Below are 16,411 nucleotides of genomic sequence, written 5' to 3'. Positions count from 1 at the left end.
CGAGCGCAGCGAAGCAATCCAGAATCTTTCCGCAGCGGCAGCCTGGATTGCTTCGCTGCGCTCGCAAAGACGAATTACTCGATCACCCGCGCCCGCAAGTCGGCATCAGGCACAAAACACGAATCATACTTCCCAAAAATGCGGTAGCGGTTGCGCGCGACGAGGTTGTAGAGCGGGTCCCGTAGCGGCTTGGGCATGGCGAACAACGCGCGCACCCAGCCCCAGCCGGGGAGCTGCGACAGCACCGTCAGCGCAGCGTCCGACTTCATGAACACCTCGCCACCATGAATCACAGCATTGGTATCGGGATCATCCGGATCGATACCGAACGTGCGCGCGAGCCGGGCGCCATAGTCGGACTGGATCGGAGTGAAGCGAAACCTCTTCCCCGTGTCGCGCGCGGCGACGAAGCGGACCCAGCGCGAGCAAAAAATGCAGACGCCGTCGAACAGGATCACGTCGTCGTCAAGCCATTTGGGCATCAGCGATTGTCCAACATCAAAAACGCGACAAGCATCAGCACGATCGCCGGCCCAGTCTTCACCAGTGCGCCGAGCGGCTCGATCCAGAGGTCCGGCGTCAGGATCGCGGCACCAAACATATAGCCCAGCGAAGCCAGGATGCCCCCGACGAGTCCGATCGCAGCGGTGCGACGGACGGCAATCAGCACGCCAAGGCTCATATCCATCAGGCTGGTGCCGATGGTGATGGGATCGACCAGCGCCGACGGAAAATTGTGCGCAGTCAGGATCCCGGCGGCGGCGCGATAGGACACGAACAGCGCGATGCAGCCGGAGACGCACCAGAACACGACAAGGCTTGCGAAGATCAGCGTCTTGACCAGGAACAGCCGCGCGAACCACTTATCCTGGATCGTGGCGGGGTGGCGGCCGACCGTCTGAGCCAGTGATTTCGGCACGATGCCCGTGGCGGCGATCCATGCCGAGGGATCGCCGCGCACGCCGCGGCGCAGCTCGGCGATGGCCGTGGAGCGCATCGGCGGCATCCAGCCAAGATAGTTGGCGACGTCGCCGCCTTTCGCGCCGAGATCGAGCATGAAGGACAGCATCGCGACGCGCAACCAGCCGGCCGTGCCGAACGCGATACGAAACTGCTCGATGACGCCAGCCATTGTGATCGGTTCGACCTGCATCAGGTCCCAGTTCACAGCCTTCACCGAAGCGTCATCGATATCGCGCGCGGCAAGCCAGGCAATGGTGGCGGAAATATCCTCGACAGCAACGGGCTGGAACGGCGTCGCCATCTCCTTCTCCGGCAGGTCGAGCGGAAAGGCCGCAAGCGCGCGGAGCATCGCACTGCCGCCATAGGCCGACGGCGCGACCACGAAACCGGGCCGCAGGATGGCGTGGGGAAGGCCGGAAGCCGCGATCAAACGTTCGGCCTCACGCTTCGTTGTTGCGAACGCGGTTCGATCCTCGCCCGCGGTCCCGGGAATCGAGATGTGCACCAACCGGATCGCACGGCCGCTGCCGCCAATCGCCTGAAGCAATCGTGCGACGAGATCCCGATGCACCGCGTTGGTGTCGCTGCCGGGTCCGTCCTGGAGCACACCGAGGCAGTTCACGACGACATCGACCGCGTGCTCACCGAGGAGGTGCGTCAGAGCCGCCGCATCGAGGGAGAGGATCGGCAGCTCGATGTCCAGCGCGCTCATCTTCTGGGCGGGCGACAGGCTGCGCGCCACCCCGACGACGCGAAATCCCTGCGCGCGAAGATCGTCGGTGACGTAGCGGCCGATCAGGCCGGAGGCGCCGAGCACGAGAATGGTTCGCTGGCTCATGACCCTCCTCAAAACGGTTTTGCGATCATCAGCCAGAGAATCAGCATCGTGGCGCCAAAGCCGGGAAAGCCGAATGCGAACCAGCGGCGGAACAGAACAAAATAGCGCTCCGGAAGCGCGCCACGCTGCTCGGCGGCCTTCCGCGCGAGATCGCGCATCTCGATCTGCATGAAGATCACGGGGATCCAGAACAAGCCAGCAATTGCATAGAGCGCAAGGGAGGCGAGCAGCCAGCGCTCGGCGACCGACGTTGCCGAGAGCATCATCAGCAGGCCGCCCGTGACCGGCTGGAGGATCACGGCGGACAACGTGAAGATCGCGTCGGCGATCACGACTACCGAAGCGGTGCGCGCGATGAACGCCACGTCGTTCGTGCGATGTGCCATCAGCATGAAGAAGGCAATACCGGTTCCGGTGCCGAGGATGACGATAGCTCCGAGCACGTGCAGATATTTGATGAGGAAATACAGCGTCATGGCTTCTTGGTCACCACGGGCTTGGGCAGGTTCAACCCACGCGCAAGCTCGGCACTCGCGGCTTTGACGCCGGCCTCGGTTTCGATCATCCAGTGGCCCTCGCTACCGACGGCCGGCGTCGTGCGGAAGTCGACCTTGCCACCGCCGCCGCGAAACGCATCGACCAACGCAAGCGAAAATGCCGGTGCAAAGTAGCTGTCGTTGGCGGCAACGAGCCACGTGATGGGGATGCGCGCGGCCTTGCCGAATTCAGCCGCCGCGGCGAGAAGTGTATGCGGCGCGCAGATCCGGTTCGGCTCGTCATTAGCATGGCCGCCGCGGCCCGGCGCAATGGCGATGATGGCGGAGACCGCCTTCGGATCGGCATTCGCGAGCGCCAGCGCGCCCCAACCGCCGGCGGAATGGCCGATCACGATTGCGGCGTCGTTCCGGATAAAATCCTGCTTTCGCACATAGTCCAGCGCGAGCGCGATTTCGTCGGCCGTTGCGCGGCCCGAGCGCACATAGTCCGCCTCGTCGCAGCCACCCTGGTCCTCGACATAACGGCCGCCTGTTACGCCATGGCCGAGCCGTTCCGGCACCAGCACGGCGAAGCCGCGCGCGATGAGGAACGCAGCGAGCGCGCGGTATTCCGGCTGAGACATTTGCGCGCGCCGCAACCCATTTTGCGTCGAAGCATGCGCGATCACCGCAAGCCGGAACGGACCGGCACCCGGCGGGCGAAACAGCAAGGCATGAGCGGCGATGTCGGTATCCGGCGACGGCACGTGCCATTGCTGACGGCGAAACGGATCGCCCTCCGCTCCGGACGAACCAAAAATGACCTGAGCGCACACAGGCGGCGCAGTCAGCAAGGCCAACAGAGCCAGGAGCACGAGAATGTTGAGGAGCCGCATGAATGGCCGGAGGCGAGAACAGCGACAGTTAGACTAGTAGGAACGAATCAATATCGGCAGACTTTCTGCGTTGCCATTGCCGTTCATTCGTTGCCGCAAAGCAGTTTTGCACCGACGCAGAGCACCCCGGTGCCATTCGAATCGGCGTCTTGTCTTTTTTCGGTACAACATGGTTCAAATACTGATGCAGAAAGTCCACAGGTTAACCGATAATTAAGGATAGGTCTTGCCGCCGGCGCGGCGACTTGGTTTGATCACGTCCATGAGCACAACCCTGATCGAGGTCCGGCCGGCCAAAGCCGCAGATGCAACTGCGGTGGCGTCCACCCATGACGAAGCCTGGCGCTCCGCCTATCAGGGCATCATTCCCGGCGCCGAACTGGAAAAGCTGATCAACCGCCGCGGTCCGCAATGGTGGGACAGCGCGATCCGCAAGGGCAGCCGCGTCAGCGTGCTGGTGTTCGGCGACAAGATCGCGGGCTACGCCAATTACGGCCGCAACCGCGCCCGCAGCCTGCATTTCGACGGCGAGGTCTACGAGCTCTATCTGCGTCCCGAATTCCAGGGGCTGGGCTTCGGCCGCCGCCTGTTCACCGCGGCTCGCCGCGACCTGATGCAGAGCGGCCTGAAGAGCATGGTGGTGTGGGCGCTCTCGGACAACGATCCGGCCACCGAGTTCTACCGTGCCTTGGGCGGCCGCATGGTGGCACGCTCCTCGGAGCGTTTCGGGCCGAAGTCGCTCGACAAGGTTGCCTTCGCTTGGACCAATTGAGCTGCTGAAGTCCGGCCGGCAGCATTTCCCTTCCGTCGATACCGCTGCCTTTTGAGCCGGTGATCGCCGGATTCATTATTTCACAAAAACGCGATGGATCAGCGGGCCAAGCCCGCGTATGACAGCGCCAAAATCGCTGCCGGGTGCGATTTAACCTCGGCAACAACGGAGCCTTGAATGCGTATCGATGCGATCTCGATCGGGAAAAACGTCCCCCACGACATCAACGTCATCATCGAAGTCCCCGTGGGCGGCGAACCGATCAAATACGAGATGGACAAGGAAGCCGGCACGCTGGTGGTCGACCGCTTCCTCTACACTCCGATGCGTTACCCCGGAAACTACGGCTTCATTCCGCACACGCTGTCCGATGACGGCGATCCCTGCGACGTCCTCATCATCAACACCCGCGCCATTATCCCAGGCGCGGTCATGAGCGTGCGCCCGGTCGGCGTGCTGTTCATGGAAGACGAAGCCGGTGGCGACGAGAAGATCTTGGCGGTGCCCTCGTCCAAGCTCACCCAGCGCTACGACAAGGTGAAATCGTATTCCGACCTGCCGGACATCACGCTCCAGCAGATCCAGCACTTCTTCGAGCACTACAAGGATCTCGAGCCAGGCAAGTGGGTGAAGATCCTGCGTTGGGGCGGCCCCGAGGATGCGCACAAGCTGATCCTCGAAGGCATAGATCGCGAGAAGAAGAAGAACGGGTAGGTCTTGTGTCCCGGACGCAGCGCGGCATGAAATGACGCGACGCTGAGCCGGGATCATGGCGCCACCGTACTGGGCCCCGGCTCAGCATCGCACTGCGCTGCGTCCCGGACACGAGAGTGGCGTTACACCGCCGGTTTCGGCAGCCCTGCAATCGCGCAGGCCGCGCGCAACGTGTTCACGAGCAGGCAGGCGACTGTCATCTGACCGACGCCGCCAGGCACCGGCGTGATCGCGCCAGCCACTGCGAGCGCTTCCTGATAGGCAACGTCGCCGACGAGACGCGTCCTTCCGTCGTCCTTCGGGATCCGGTTGATGCCGACGTCGATCACGGTCGCCCCCGGCTTCAGCCAGTCGCCGCGCACCATCTCGGACTTTCCGACCGCGGCGTAGACGAGGTCTGCGCGCTTGACGAGCCCGGGCAGGTCGCGCGAGCGCGAATGCGCGATGGTCACCGTGGCGTTCTCGTTCAGCAACAGCTGCACCAGCGGGCGGCCGACAAGGTTGGATCGGCCGATGACGATGGCGTTCATGCCTTCGAGCGAAGCATGCACGCTCTTGGTCAAAATGATGCAGCCGAGCGGCGTGCAGGGCGACAGCGCCTCGAAACCGCCGGCGAGGCGGCCGGCATTGTTCGGATGCAGCCCGTCGACGTCCTTGGCGGGATCGATGGCATTGACGACCGCCTCGGTGTTGAGGCCCTTGGGCAGCGGCAATTGCACCAGAATACCGTGCACGGCGGGATCGCGGTTGAGTTTTGCGACCAGCGCCAGGAGATCTGCTTGCGAGACGTCGGCCGGCAGCTTGTGCTCGAACGAGGCCATGCCGGCGGCCTGGGTCTGGGTGTGTTTCGAGCGGACATAGACCTCGCTAGCGGGGTCGCTGCCGACCAGGACCACCGCAAGGCCCGGTACCAGATTGTGCTCGCGTTTGACGCGTGCGACCTCGTCGGCGACGCGGGCGCGAAGTTCCGCGGCGATGACTTTTCCGTCGATGATCTTGGCGGTCATGTCAGTTCCCTCAGTCCGTCGATTTGGCTGATGCGAGCTGGCGCAGGGCCTCTCCGAGCCGCGCCGGATCGCCGTCGACCGCGATCTGCTTCAACCGCGAGGTCGCTCCCGACAGGAGTTTGACGCTGGCCTTGGGCACGCCCAGCGATTTCGCCAGCAGCACCAGAACGGCCTTGTTGGCCTCGCCGCCATCGGCGATGGCGCGCACACGCACCTTGAGCACGCTGCGGCCATCGGAGAGCTGCTCGATCCCGTCGATGTCGTCGCGGCCGCCGCGCGGCGTCACCCGCAGCGCGATGCTGATTCCTGCGGCCCCGTAACGCCAAGGTTCCTTGATGACAAGGTTCTTTGGCAATCCAGGGCGCTCCAGCCTGCTTAGATCACGTTCGGGTAGATGTAATACAGGATCACCCGCTCGATGAACATGATGAGCAGGATCAGGATGATCGGCGAGATGTCGAGGCCGCCGAGGCTGGGCAGGAAATTGCGAATCGGCGCCAGGACCGGCTCCGTGATTCGGTACAGGAACTCCGCCACCGCCGACACGAACTGGTTGCGGGTATTTACGACGTTGAAGGCGATCAGCCAGGACAGGATCGCGGACGCGATCAGCAGCCAGACGTAGAGGTCGAGCACGATGATGACGATGTCGAGAACGGCACGCATGGCTTTTAAAAACTCTGGCTTCGGTCGGGATTGACGCCTTTTGCTAGATATCGGTTCCCCCCGGCCCAAACAAGGGAAGTCGGTGCCGGGATGGCTAAAACCGGGTTACAGCCGTCCTTGACTTGACCTTGGCGGGGACTTAAATGGCGCCCGGTTGTCGGCCGCATTGACCAGAGCGGCCTACAAAAGGGGCCATAGCTCAGCTGGGAGAGCGCGTCGTTCGCAATGACGAGGTCGGCGGTTCGATCCCGCCTGGCTCCACCAGCCTTCGCTCGCTTCGCGAGCTTCGGCTCGGCAACCCCGGAAGGTCTCTCGCAGCGAAGTGAGCGAAGGCTGCCGCGGCGTAGCCCGAAGGGCGAAGCCGGGCTCCATCCGCCCCCTACTTCCCCGTAAATCTCGGCGGCCGCTTCTCCATGAAGCTTGCGACCCCCTCCCGGAAATCGCTGCCGTTCAGCGCCACCATCATGTCCCGGTTGGCCGCGATCGTCGCCTCCGCCAGCGTCTGGAACGGCACCTCGTAGAGCTGCCGCTTGATCACGGCCATCGCGCTCGGCGAGACGAAATCGGCGAGGTCGCGCGCATAGGCATAGGTCTCCTCGCGGAGTTTTTCCGGCGAGCAGAGCCGGTTGACCAGCCCGATCCGCAGCGCCTCGTCGCTCGAAACGCGCCGCGCCGAGAGCAACAGATCCATCGCGTTGGCGTGGCCGACGATTCGCGGCAGCATCCAGCTGATGCCGTGCTCTGCGATCAATCCGCGCCGCGCGAAGGCTGTCGTGAACACCGTGTTGTCGGCGGCAAAGCGCAGGTCGCAATAGAGCGCGTGGACGAGGCCGATGCCGGCGGTCGCGCCGTTGAGCATGGCGATGACGGGCTTTCCGATCGACGGATAGAAGCCATAGCGCGTCTGCCAATCGGGCCGCCGGTTCATGTCGAAGGGCGGCAGGTTCGACGCGCGCCTGACATCATCGGGGTCGAGCCCCTTCAATGCGTCCATGTCGGCACCGGCGCAGAAGGCACGGCCCGCGCCGGTGATGACGATAACGCGGACATTGTCATCGGCGCTCGATGCTTCCATCGCATGGCGCACGTCGCGCTCCATGATCGGCGTCCACGCATTCATGCGGTCGGGACGGTTGAGCGTGATGGTCGCGACCTTGTCGCTGACCTCATAGAGAATGTGCTCGTAGGCCATGGCGCTCTCCCTTTGTTTGCCGGCACGCGTTCGCGCGCGCTCGTTGACAATGAGCCTAGCATACAAACGGATGAGAAGAGCTTGCGCTAAGGCGCGATCACTCGGCTGCTTGCGCCAAAACCGGTCGGCGCGTCAGCCAGCCGTCGATGAAGTGATCGAGCCAGGCGCGTTCGGCGGCATCGTAGACGGCACGATCCGCGAAATGATGATGCCGCTGCCGCGCGCCGGGCGCGCTGAGGCCGTCATAGCCGCGCGTGGTCCAGCAATGCATCATGGCGTAGGTCACGTCAGGATGGAACTGCACGCCGAAAGCGTTGCCGGTGCGGAACGCCTGCACCGGAAAATCATCGCCTTCGGCAAGCAGTTCAGTGCCGACCGGCAACTCGAAACCTTCGCGATGCCAGTGATAGACCCGCGCCGGCCAATTCGGGCAGAGCCGGTGTCCCGCTTCTGTCGGGCGGATCGGGTAGTAGCCGATCTGGGTCAGCGCATCGGCATGCGGCGCGACGCGAGCTCCTAACCGCTTCGCCAGCATCTGCGCGCCGAGGCAGATGCCGAGGAACGGCCGCTGTTCGCGGAGCGGAATTTCGATCCAGTCGATCTCTCGGCGGATGTAGTCGTCCGGATCGTTGGCGCTCATGGGACCGCCGAAGACCACCGCGCCGGCATGCTGGTCGAGGGTCTCGGGCAGCGGATCGCCGAAGCGGGGACGGCGGATGTCGAGGCGATGGCCGAGCGCGCGCAGCGCATTGCCGACGCGGCCGGGTGTCGAGGATTCCTGATGCAGGATGATCAGAACCGGCAACCGGGTTTCGGAGGCGGCGACGTTCGGCGTCCTTCTGGGGAAGGGCACCACTTCTGCGCCACCAAACCTGTTCGTCCGGAACGACATGGTCTCTGCGAGTGCTATCGGTTCAGACCGCCAGCATAACTAAGCGATCGTTAATTTCGTGTGAGTTTGCGCACACACACGCCCGATAGAAAGCAAGCTCCGGGCCACGACCGACCGAGAGCTCTCTTTACTGTCTTTGCCTCTGAAACCGGCTGGTAGCCGACAGGATGAAGGCGCGCGGGAAGAAGCGCAGCGCAAATGGCACGATCTTGATGCCCATACCAGGGAGCACTGCCCGCTTGTTGGCCATCAGGCCGCGATAGGCCTGCCGTGCGACATCGGCGGCAGGAACATTGAGAAGGGCCGTATCATGGCCGGACCCAACGCCGGCGCGCGCCTGGAATTCGGTGGGCACCGGGCCCGGGCAAAGGACGGTGACGCGAACGCCGTGCGGTGCAAGCTCCGCCCGCAAGGCCTCGGTGAAGGAAATGACATAGGCTTTGGACGCGTAGTAGACGGCCATGCCGGGTCCGGGCAGAAAGCCGGCGACCGATCCGACGTTGAGAAGACCGCCCTTGTTCTTGATGAGCTGATCGGCAAAGCGCAGCGACAGGTCCGTTAGGGCCCGGACATTGACATCGACGATGCCGAGCTGCTCGACGCGGTCTCGCTCGATTGCGTCACCGAATACGCCGAAGCCGGCATTGTTGACGAGATTGTCGAGCTCGACGCCTTCGGCGACGAGTGCGGCCGCGATCTTCTCGCCGGCATCCGCATCCTCGAGATCGCAGGCGATCACGATCGGCTTCTTGCCGCCCTTGGCGGCGAGCTCGTTCGCGAGCGCCTCGAGCCGGTCCGCGCGTCGCGCGGTCAGCGCAAGACGATGTCCGTTCGCGGCGAACACACGCGCCAGCTCCGTGCCGATGCCCGCCGAGGCACCGGTGATCAAGGTTACCCGCTCAGTCACGATCGAGATCTCTTCAATTGAAGTTTTTTGGCCCCGCAATGCTGGAACGAGAGCATAGGCCGAGCGCGACAGGCAAGCGGCGCTGGCAGCATGGCCACTTGAGCCGGTGACAGGGGGCGCAAACCCCGGGATCTACGGACGAATCCGGAGTCGAGACGGCCGGGGGCTACATTAAAGTTTCGTCATGTGTCGCCACAACCGTCAATTGGTTGTGCTGGCGAGATCACCCACCGAGCGCGCTGTCCTTGACCTGACCACCGGCACGATCTGCGACCGCGTGCTTCAGGTCGATCCGGTCGCGCTGGGCGATCCCGAGCAGGTCGGAGGCGCGCCAGACCACATTATCCTCGAACTCGGTGACCTGGCCGTCGGCGTAGACCAGCTCCCACATCATCTGGACGACCCGCTTGCGGCCCTCTTCGTCGAGCGAGCGCATCATGATGCTGGTGAAGTGATAGAGGTCGACCGCCTCGCCCTCGACCTCCGTCGCATCCGCGATCAGACGATCGGCAGTGCCGCGATCGAGCCCGAAGTGGCTTTCGATCAGGCTATGCAATTTGCGCTGCTCGGCAGCCGTCGGCTGGCCGTCCAACGAGATCACGTGAACCAGCAGCGCGGTCGCCGCCAGCCGGTAATCACCGTCACCGAATGCGCGGTCCTGGGCATGGGGAGCAACAATGTCGGCGATGAATTGGCGCAGGCCGTCGAGCATAAGGTCCTACCGAATCGATGAAGCCGCGGAGCGCGGCCGCTACCAGCATTATATGAGCAGGAAACTCAACCGGCGCAACGTGCGTCAGTTCCGCGCGACGCATTACGTTTCGGCAATCTGGAGCGTTTGCCGGGCTGACGACGAAGGTTTGGCGCGAACCTGCCTCCGCCGTCATTGCGAGCGCCGCGAAGCAATCCAGGATCTTTCCGCGATGACAGTCTGGATTGCTTCGTCGCAAGTGCTCCTCGCAATGACGCAGACCATGGTGACCGCCGCCCCTCACGGTATCTCGTACACCACCATCTTGTCGGCGATGCCGCGCAGTGCGGCCTGCTTCTGGATCGGCCTGATCTCGCGCTGCTTGAGGACTTCGGCGACCGCCGGTGCATCCAGCACCGGGCCGGTGATGTGGATCTCCTGCGCGGTCGAGAGGCTCTGCACGCGGGCGGCGATGTTGACGGTCTGGCCGAAATAATCCTGCCGCTCGTTCAGCATCACCGCGAGACACGGACCCTCGTGGATGCCGATCTTGACGATCAGATCAGCAGTGCCGCGCTTTTTGTTGAGCTCGTCCATCGCCGCGCGCATCCGCAAACCCGCTGCGATCGCATGCTCGGGACGGACGAAGGTCGCCATCACGGCGTCGCCGATCGTCTTCACCACCGCGCCTTTCTCGGAGGAGATGATCTCGAGCAGCGCATGGAAATGCGCGCGCACGAGGTCGAAGGCGGCGAGATCGCCGACACGCTCATAGAGCGCGGTCGAGCCCTTCAGATCGGTGAACAGGAAGGTCAGCGAGGTGATCTGGAGCCGCTGGTCGAGACTGAGATTGTCCGCCTTGAACACGTCGCGAAACGTCTGGTTCGACAGCATCCGCTTGGCGGTAAGAAACGGTTTGCGCTTGCCGATGAGGTGATGGAGTGCCTCGGCCGCGATGAACACCGACGGCAGCACGCGCACGCCGGCCTGGTTTTCCAGCGACAGCCGCAGCGGGCCCGGCCGCATGGTCGTGGTTCCCGTCGGCGCCTGCACCTTGTTGTACATGATGGCGAGCTGCTGACGGTCCTTGGTCGGCTCGCCCTGCACGTCGATGAAATGGGCGGCGTGCGTCACCGGTTCGAAGATGATGATGAAATCGTTCGGCAGTTGTAGCGACATGGTCGCCTTCTCGCCCGCCGGCAGTTCCATCGTATCCAGCGTCACCTCGTTGGCGAGCGTCGCAAACGATTCCTTGTTGAAGTCGACGCCGGAGCTCCAGAACACCTGCTTGAAATACTCCCACACCGGCAGCGTATCGGGATCATGCGCCGCAATGCGCCGGACACGTGAATTGACGGTGAAGGAGACTTCGACCTGATCGTCGACCGAGGTCTTGTAGCCGCAGGCGCAGAGCGCGCAGTGATACTCATCTGGCTTGAGCGCCTTGAGGGTCGAATGCGCGCCCAGCACGCCGCCGCAGCCCGGGCACAACACGTTCCAACCGAGATCGAACAGGCCGAGCCGCGCCGAATGCAGGAACGCCGAGATCACGCGCTCTTCGTCGAGATTGTGCTCTCTGGAGAAGTCCAGGACATTGACGCGGTTGAGCTCATGATCCTCACCGTCTTCGATGAGGCGCGTGATCGCGTCGACCACTTTCGCATCGGCGGTCTGCTTCAGAACGGAAAACTGGGCCTGGATGTCGCTCATGGCGTAACTCTATCTGGTGTGGATCACGCCGTCGGCCAGGCGAATGCCTGTCACCGACGCGTGATGCGGAACAGCGGTGAACGGTCCGGCTGGGTCGTGACGACGCCGAGCGGAATGACAGGGCTGGTATCGGCAAGCTCGACACGGAACGCGCCGATCAGCCGGGCCAGCGCCAGCACGGATTCGGCTTGCGCGAATGGTGCGCCGATGCACACGCGCGGACCCGCGCCAAAGGGCAGATAGGCAAACCGATCGGGCGCTTCCGTCGACATGAAGCGTTTTGGAATGAAAGCGTTCGGCTGATCCCACAGTTTCTCGTGCCGGTGCAGCAGCCACGGCGCGATCATGATGATGTCGCCCTTGCCGATCTCGACGCCGGCCGCGTTGTCCTTCTCGCGCGCGGCCCGGGCGATCAGGAAGGCCGGCGGATAAAGCCGCATGGTCTCCTCGATCGCGGCGCGGGTGAACTTCTGGCGATCGATGTCGGCCATGCTGTCGAGGTGTTCGCCACGCGTCTCGGAGGCGATTTCTTCCTGCGTGTCCGGGTCGAGCGCGAGCAGATAGAGCGCCCAGAATAGCGCGGTCGCCGTGGTCTCGTGGCCTGCGAGGATCATGGTCGCGACTTCGTCGACGAGTTGCTCGTCCGAAAAGCCCTTGCCGGTCTCAGGATCGCGCGCCTCGTCCATGAGATCGAAAAGATCGCGCGGCGGCGCGCCCTCCTTCTTGCCCATCTCACGCCGCTCGGCGATCAGCATCGCGACGAATTCGGTCCAGCGCTTGCGGAAACGGGCGCGGGCAAAATCCATCGGGCTTGGCCAGGACAGCGGCAGCACCATGTCAAGCAAGTACGGCCGCCCGAGTCGGGCCCCATACTCCATGACGAAGTTGCGTAATGTCGGACCATGACGGTCCATGCCGAACGAGAACATGGTGCGTCCGGCGATCTCCAGCGTCATCCGCTGCATGATCTCGCGCAGATCGACCGGCTCGCTCGTTTGCGCGTCGAGCTTCGCGATGGTCTCGTCGAGCACCGCCGTCATGTGCGGAACGAGATTTGCGGTCGCACGCGGCGTGAACGCCGGCGCGAGGGTGCGGCGCTGAAACGTCCACGAATGGCCCTCCGCAATCAGAAGACCGTCGCCGAGCACGGGACGAAGCATGCGGATGCCCGCCGGGGTGCGCGAATAATTCTCGTAATTGCTGAGCAGGACATGCCGGATCGCATCCGGCCGGTTCAGGATAAAACTGTTGCGGAAGAAAAAGCGGCCCTCGATGACGTCTTCCTCGTAGGCGCGCTGCCCCCAGGTCGCGATCATGTTCCGCTTGATCACGGCAAGCCGGCCGAGGAACGACATGTCGTCGGGCGCACGCGGCGGGGTCGGAGGGACGATGGGCCGACGCACGCTGGCGATGTTCATGGCTCGCTCCCGCAGAGGTGACGCAGGCAATTAGCTAATAAGTCAGCTCGGCAATCGCAATCCTGTTCTCGGAGGCAGGCCAGGCGCGTGCCACAATTCGTTCTTCGCCAAATTGGGCCACGATGTTACGCCCGACCTCGCCGGCCGAAAGGCGCAGTGTTGCTGTCGAATCCGTGGGCACACCCGATTTGACGTCCGCCGGCTCCTTGCCGTCGAGCAGCACCACGTCCCGCGGCAGGCCGAAATAACCGCGCGGGCGCGACATGATCACGACAGCCCCGGCGTCCTTGTCCGCGGGCCCGAGCGGACGCGCAGCGCGCAGATGCACCAGGTCGGACGAGCGCGGGAAGGGCGAGCGGTAGATGTGCGTGGTCGGCGCATCCGGCGCTGCGAGGGCGAATTCGAGCGACCAGGAAGGCTCGACCTGCGCCGGTCCCCAGCGGCCGTCGGCGCCGGTCTTCGCGCTGTACACGGCGCTACCCTTGCGCTCCCCGGTTTCAGGATCGACGCGAAAGACATCGACGGTTGCACCCGCCACCGGGCGATTGGTCGACACGCCGCCCGGTGTGCCCGTCACGAGGCCGCTCAGCCTGACGCTCTGCTCCGGCGCGATCGCGATGCGCGCGGGCTCGCGGCCGGCGATGAACTTATAGATCTCGCGGAAGGCCCGGGGGTGAAACGCCACCTCGCGATGATCGAGTGCGCCGAGCACGAGGTTGGTGGCCCCCTTCAACTCCGGACCTTCGACGCTGACGCCGGTTGGCGTACCGGGCTTGCCGATGAAACGGCCATCGGCCTGCGCGTATTTGTCCATGCCGTCACTGCGCAAGGTGAGGAAGGCAACACCCGGTGTCACTTCGCTCTCGCCATCGTTCAGGCTGCGCAGGAACGCGCCGCGACCGTTGAACTCGCTGTTCGGCTGGTCGTCGGTCGCGAACACGCCGTGATTGGGCGTGCCGCACAGCACGGCATGGCTGACATCGCCGCCGCCGCCGTTCCTGATCGCGTTTCGGATCGCGTAGCCGCCGCGCGAGCTGCCGACCAGTGCCACGCGGCCCGCGCCGGTGCGGCGCTTCAGTTCGGCTATGGCGGCGGCGAGCTCGCGGCGCTGGTCCTCGGTCGAGGAGCGGCCTGCCTGTTCGACCTTGTCGTCACTTCGTGCATTGGGATCGGTGAAATTGATCGCCGCCATGCGGTCGCGCGCGATACCGTTGGATTCCATCCGCCACAAGGTCGTCATCCAGAGCGCGTCGTAGTCGCCATTGCCGTGCATGAACAGGATCGGAGGCACCTCGCCCGGCCCGGCAGGTGAAGGTTGAGCCAATGCGCCCGTCCGCAGGCTCGCAACTGCGAAGGGCAAGCTGCCGGCCCCTTGCAAGATCATCCGTCGTGACAGCTTCATCTGTTCCTCCCCGGCAAAACCATCTCTTTGCACCGCTTATACCGGCCTAACCACTGGACAGCGAAGGACTTTCGCAGGCATCACTGAACTCGCCGGAATCGCCCGAAGGCCGCTCCAAGACAACTTCAAGACAACTCCAAGACCACTTCTGCCAGCCCATTTGGAAGGGGACATGACCGAGCAGACGAACCGCCAGAAAATTGCGGCCGACGGCATCATGGCGCCGCTGCGGTACACCGTGTTCCGGCGCATCTGGCTCGCAAGCCTGCTCTCCAATCTCGGCCTGCTGATCCAGGGCGTGGGCGCCGCCTGGGCCATGACGCAGATGGCGGCCTCGGCGGACAAGGTGGCGCTGGTGCAGACCGCTCTGATGCTGCCGATCATGCTGATCTCGATGCCGGCCGGCGCCATCGCCGACATGTATGACCGCCGCATCGTGACCCTGATCGCACTCATGATCGCGCTGACTGGCGCGACAGCGCTCACGGTCCTGGCCTGGCTCAACTACATTTCCCCGGAAACGCTGCTCGTCTTCTGCTTCGTCGTCGGCAGCGGCAACGCACTGTTCGGTCCGGCCTGGCAGTCCTCGGTCAGCGAGCAGGTGCCGCCCGATGCCCTGCCGTCGGCCGTCGCGCTGAACGGCATCAGCTACAACATCGCGCGCAGCTTCGGCCCGGCGGTCGGCGGTGTCATCGTCGCCGCGCTCGGTGCGGTGGCGGCGTTTGCGTGCAATGCGATCCTCTATTTGCCGTTGCTGGTGGTGCTGCTGCTCTGGCGGCGCAACACCGAACCCTCGCGCCTGCCGCGGGAGAAGCTCAACCGCGCCATGGTGTCGGGCTTCCGCTACATCACCAATTCGCCGCCGATCAAGATCGTGCTGTTGCGCACGCTGGTGATGGGCCTGATTGGCGGAGCCATCATGGCGCTGATGCCGCTGGTCGCGCGCGATCTGCTGCATGGCGGCGCGCAGACCTACGGCATCATGCTCGGCGCCTTCGGGATGGGCGCCGTGGTCGGTGCGCTCAACATCCACGAATTGCGCAAGCGCATGAGCGGCGAAGCTGCGATCCGCGCCTGCACCATCTCGATGGCGTTTGCGATGGCCGCTCTCGCCGTGAGCACCGAGCCTGTGCTGACCGCGGCTGCACTGGTGCTCGCCGGCGCGGTCTGGATGGCCGCCATTGCGCTGTTCAATATCGGCGTGCAGCTTTCGGCGCCGCGCTGGGTTGCGGGCCGCTCGCTCGCAGCGTTCCAGGCCTCGATTTCCGGCGGCATCGCGATCGGCGCCTGGGGCTGGGGCCATCTCACCGACTATGCCGGGGTCGAGGTCGCGCTGCTGACGGCCGCCGGCCTGATGCTGATCTCGCCGGTGCTCGGGATCTGGCTCACGATGCCGCGCGTCGGCGCCCGCAACGAAGACGCCGACGTGCTGGCCGATCCTGAAGTCAAACTGTCGCTCACGGCACGCAGCGGGCCGCTGGTGGTCGAGATCGAATACCGCGTCGCCCAAGAGAACGCGCGCGCCTTTCACAACGTGATGCAGGACGTGCAGCTCTCTCGGCAGCGCAACGGCGCCTATGGATGGTCGATCGCGCGCGACATCGCCGATCCCGAATTGTGGACCGAGCGCTACCACTGTCCGACCTGGCTCGACTATCTACGCCAGCGCAACCGCTCGACCCAGTCCGAACGCGCGCTGCATCAGGAGGCGATCGATTTCCACGTCGGCCCCGATCCGGTGCGGATCCGCCGCATGCTCGAGCGTCCGTTCGGCTCGGTGCGCTGGAAAGAGGAGACGCCGGACCAGGCAGCAAGTGAGGTGCTGCCCGTGGTCGCCACCGCGGCGGGAAGCAGCACGTAGGGTTTT

At 64.2% G+C, this 16,411-nt stretch carries 17 protein-coding genes and 1 tRNA gene; 4 read left to right on the top strand and 14 right to left on the bottom strand.

From position 1 onward, the window contains the following. Positions 1 to 74: 74 nt before the first annotated feature. The 4 genes from IVB45_RS00450 to IVB45_RS00435 are packed head-to-tail and all read right to left on the bottom strand — an operon-like array spanning position 75 to position 3,173. Positions 75 to 482 (bottom strand): thiol-disulfide oxidoreductase DCC family protein, encoded by a 408-nt coding sequence (locus tag IVB45_RS00450; protein ID WP_247357302.1) that lies wholly within the window; start codon positions 480 to 482, stop codon positions 75 to 77. Next, on the bottom strand, positions 482 to 1,801 hold the full coding sequence (locus IVB45_RS00445) for an SDR family oxidoreductase (protein ID WP_027566327.1): 1,320 nt from the start codon (positions 1,799 to 1,801) through the stop codon (positions 482 to 484). The genes IVB45_RS00450 and IVB45_RS00445 overlap by 1 nt, the downstream gene beginning before the upstream one ends. Positions 1,802 to 1,809: 8 nt before the next feature. After that, positions 1,810 to 2,277: a DUF2269 domain-containing protein gene (locus tag IVB45_RS00440; RefSeq protein ID WP_027566326.1), complete on the bottom strand. Its 468-nt coding sequence runs from the start codon at positions 2,275 to 2,277 to the stop codon at positions 1,810 to 1,812. Beyond that, on the bottom strand, positions 2,274 to 3,173 hold the full coding sequence (locus tag IVB45_RS00435; RefSeq protein WP_247357303.1) for an alpha/beta fold hydrolase: 900 nt from the start codon (positions 3,171 to 3,173) through the stop codon (positions 2,274 to 2,276). The genes IVB45_RS00440 and IVB45_RS00435 overlap by 4 nt, the downstream gene beginning before the upstream one ends. A 262-nt stretch (positions 3,174 to 3,435) precedes the next feature. On the opposite strand from IVB45_RS00435, the gene IVB45_RS00430 reads away from it, so the two are divergent. Both IVB45_RS00430 and ppa read left to right on the top strand, forming a co-directional pair. Further along, positions 3,436 to 3,945 (top strand): GNAT family N-acetyltransferase, encoded by a 510-nt coding sequence (locus IVB45_RS00430; RefSeq protein ID WP_007598725.1) that lies wholly within the window; start codon positions 3,436 to 3,438, stop codon positions 3,943 to 3,945. 177 nt (positions 3,946 to 4,122) lie between these two features. Continuing rightward, entirely contained in the window at positions 4,123 to 4,659 is a 537-nt protein-coding gene (gene ppa / locus IVB45_RS00425) for an inorganic diphosphatase (RefSeq protein WP_027566324.1), read from the top strand. Between the two features lie 122 nt (positions 4,660 to 4,781). Here ppa and IVB45_RS00420 read toward each other — a convergent pair whose 3' ends face one another. The 3 genes from IVB45_RS00420 to IVB45_RS00410 are packed head-to-tail and all read right to left on the bottom strand — an operon-like array spanning position 4,782 to position 6,332. Further along, positions 4,782 to 5,666: a bifunctional methylenetetrahydrofolate dehydrogenase/methenyltetrahydrofolate cyclohydrolase gene (locus IVB45_RS00420; protein WP_247357304.1), complete on the bottom strand. Its 885-nt coding sequence runs from the start codon at positions 5,664 to 5,666 to the stop codon at positions 4,782 to 4,784. 10 nt (positions 5,667 to 5,676) lie between these two features. Then, entirely contained in the window at positions 5,677 to 6,021 is a 345-nt protein-coding gene (locus IVB45_RS00415; protein ID WP_027566322.1) for a DUF167 domain-containing protein, read from the bottom strand. A gap of 20 nt (positions 6,022 to 6,041) precedes the next feature. Then, positions 6,042 to 6,332: a YggT family protein gene (locus IVB45_RS00410; RefSeq protein WP_007598721.1), complete on the bottom strand. Its 291-nt coding sequence runs from the start codon at positions 6,330 to 6,332 to the stop codon at positions 6,042 to 6,044. Between the two features lie 188 nt (positions 6,333 to 6,520). Here IVB45_RS00410 and IVB45_RS00405 point away from each other — a divergent pair. Continuing rightward, positions 6,521 to 6,596: transfer RNA gene (locus tag IVB45_RS00405), tRNA-Ala, on the top strand. 115 nt (positions 6,597 to 6,711) lie between these two features. Here the strand turns inward: IVB45_RS00405 and IVB45_RS00400 are convergent. The 7 genes from IVB45_RS00400 to IVB45_RS00370 all read right to left on the bottom strand — a co-directional run bounded on the left by IVB45_RS00400 (position 6,712) and on the right by IVB45_RS00370 (position 14,544). Beyond that, entirely contained in the window at positions 6,712 to 7,524 is an 813-nt protein-coding gene (locus tag IVB45_RS00400; protein WP_007604155.1) for an enoyl-CoA hydratase, read from the bottom strand. Positions 7,525 to 7,621: 97 nt separating this feature from the next. Further along, the gene (locus tag IVB45_RS00395) at positions 7,622 to 8,416 is read right to left on the bottom strand and encodes a glutamine amidotransferase (protein ID WP_247357305.1); all 795 of its coding nucleotides are present in this window, start codon (positions 8,414 to 8,416) and stop codon (positions 7,622 to 7,624) included. Positions 8,417 to 8,543: 127 nt separating this feature from the next. Then, positions 8,544 to 9,323, bottom strand: a complete 780-nt coding sequence (locus IVB45_RS00390; protein WP_247357306.1) for an SDR family oxidoreductase — start codon at positions 9,321 to 9,323, stop codon at positions 8,544 to 8,546. 223 nt (positions 9,324 to 9,546) lie between these two features. Beyond that, positions 9,547 to 10,035: a TerB family tellurite resistance protein gene (locus IVB45_RS00385; protein ID WP_247357307.1), complete on the bottom strand. Its 489-nt coding sequence runs from the start codon at positions 10,033 to 10,035 to the stop codon at positions 9,547 to 9,549. 279 nt (positions 10,036 to 10,314) lie between these two features. Beyond that, positions 10,315 to 11,724 carry an adenylate/guanylate cyclase domain-containing protein gene (locus IVB45_RS00380; protein WP_247357308.1) on the bottom strand — a complete coding sequence of 470 codons (1,410 nt, stop codon included), beginning with the start codon at positions 11,722 to 11,724 and terminating at the stop codon, positions 10,315 to 10,317. Positions 11,725 to 11,774: 50 nt separating this feature from the next. Further along, complete coding sequence (locus IVB45_RS00375) at positions 11,775 to 13,142, bottom strand: cytochrome P450 (protein ID WP_247357309.1); 1,368 nt, start codon at positions 13,140 to 13,142, stop codon at positions 11,775 to 11,777. A gap of 34 nt (positions 13,143 to 13,176) precedes the next feature. Continuing rightward, entirely contained in the window at positions 13,177 to 14,544 is a 1,368-nt protein-coding gene (locus IVB45_RS00370) for a hydrolase (protein ID WP_247357310.1), read from the bottom strand. Positions 14,545 to 14,716: 172 nt separating this feature from the next. Between IVB45_RS00370 and IVB45_RS00365 the strand changes: the two genes are divergently transcribed. Then, positions 14,717 to 16,405 (top strand): MFS transporter, encoded by a 1,689-nt coding sequence (locus tag IVB45_RS00365; RefSeq protein ID WP_027566314.1) that lies wholly within the window; start codon positions 14,717 to 14,719, stop codon positions 16,403 to 16,405. Positions 16,406 to 16,411 lie beyond the last annotated feature (6 nt).

Source organism: Bradyrhizobium sp. 4 (assembly GCF_023100905.1).
Taxonomy (GTDB): Bacteria; Pseudomonadota; Alphaproteobacteria; order Rhizobiales; family Xanthobacteraceae; genus Bradyrhizobium.
The sequence above is the reverse complement of the archived record's forward strand: the minus strand, read 5'-3'. Positions and strand labels throughout refer to the sequence as shown.